Below are 1,138 nucleotides of genomic sequence, written 5' to 3'. Positions count from 1 at the left end.
TTTTCCTCTTATCTCTTCACTAAGGACACGATTTCTGGCAAACCTTGGACACCTAACACTGTCATATTCCGGCCAATATGGGTTGGCAGTAACAATATGCGATGCAACTGATGCTTAGAAAATTAAGGGAGGATGTATCATGCCCAAACATCAGATTTATACAATGAGTGTCGCAAGAGTCTATCCCCATTATATTTCGAAAGCAGAGAAAAAAGGGCGTACAAAATCAGAAGTTGATGAAATCATCCGTTGGTTGACTGGGTACAGTCAGGAAGAGCTTGAATCACATCTGGAAAAACAGACAGACTTTGAGACCTTCTTTGCGGAAGCTCCCCAATTGAATCCTGCACGGACTTTGATCAAAGGTGTAGTTTGCGGTGTTCGAGTGGAAGATATCGAAGAACCAACAATGCGGGAAATTCGCTATTTGGATAAGCTGATTGATGAGTTAGCTAGGGGAAAAGCGATGGAGAAGATTTTGCGAAAATAATAAGGTGCCCTAAGATTTTTTGCAATTATCAACACTGGAGCATGGATTTCATTTGTTTTTGCGAAGTGTAACGCTTCTCAGAGAGAAAATTGCCTGGGCTGGGACTAAGCTAACGGGCAGGATTGTTAGAAAAATGACTAATTAAGAAAATGAGTTAAATCTCAAAAGCAGACTTTTACAGAAACTTTAAAGGATAGAGTCATAGAATCGCTTAAAAGAAGGATACAGTCAGTTCGCAATCGTAGATAAATGTGAACTACCGATTATTTATAAAAAAACGTCAGAGAATAAGCAGGGATGAAATGAAAAATGGAGGTATTATGAATAAACGAGAGAGAATTGAAACAGTCTTTTTATATGGAGTTTTCATTTGTTACATACTTTTGTTAATTAAAATATTGTTGTTATCAAGAATTTCGCAAAATTCGGAGCTTAGGTCAATCAATCTTATTCCTTTTTATAGTATAAAGGAATATATATTTAGCAACTCTGCCACTATAAAAAAATTCTCTTTTGGTAATGTGGTTGGTCACCGTCAGAACCGGACTTACGTAAAAGCTCCAAAAGTGACATTCTATCTATAGAAGCCACGGTTTGATCCTCCTTCTAAAGGTGAGTCGCGTCACTTTAGTAGAAATCATACCGTGG

Annotated in this window: 1 protein-coding gene; it reads left to right on the top strand. The window is 37.6% G+C overall.

The window, feature by feature from the left end; all coding sequences use genetic code 11:
* Positions 1–139: 139 nt before the first annotated feature.
* Entirely contained in the window at positions 140–490 is a 351-nt protein-coding gene (locus tag F560_RS0122085; RefSeq protein WP_019007875.1) for a DUF2200 domain-containing protein, read from the top strand.
* Positions 491–1,138: the final 648 nt, after the last annotated feature.

The organism is Cohnella laeviribosi DSM 21336 (assembly GCF_000378425.1).
Lineage (GTDB): Bacteria > Bacillota > Bacilli > Paenibacillales > Paenibacillaceae > Cohnella > Cohnella laeviribosi.
The sequence above is the reverse complement of the archived record's forward strand: the minus strand, read 5'-3'. Positions and strand labels throughout refer to the sequence as shown.

Coding starts and splice junctions, on each gene's coding strand:
- F560_RS0122085 (WP_019007875.1), top strand. CDS start 140: ATGCCCAAACATCAGATTTATACAATGAGTGTCGCAAGAGTCTATCCC.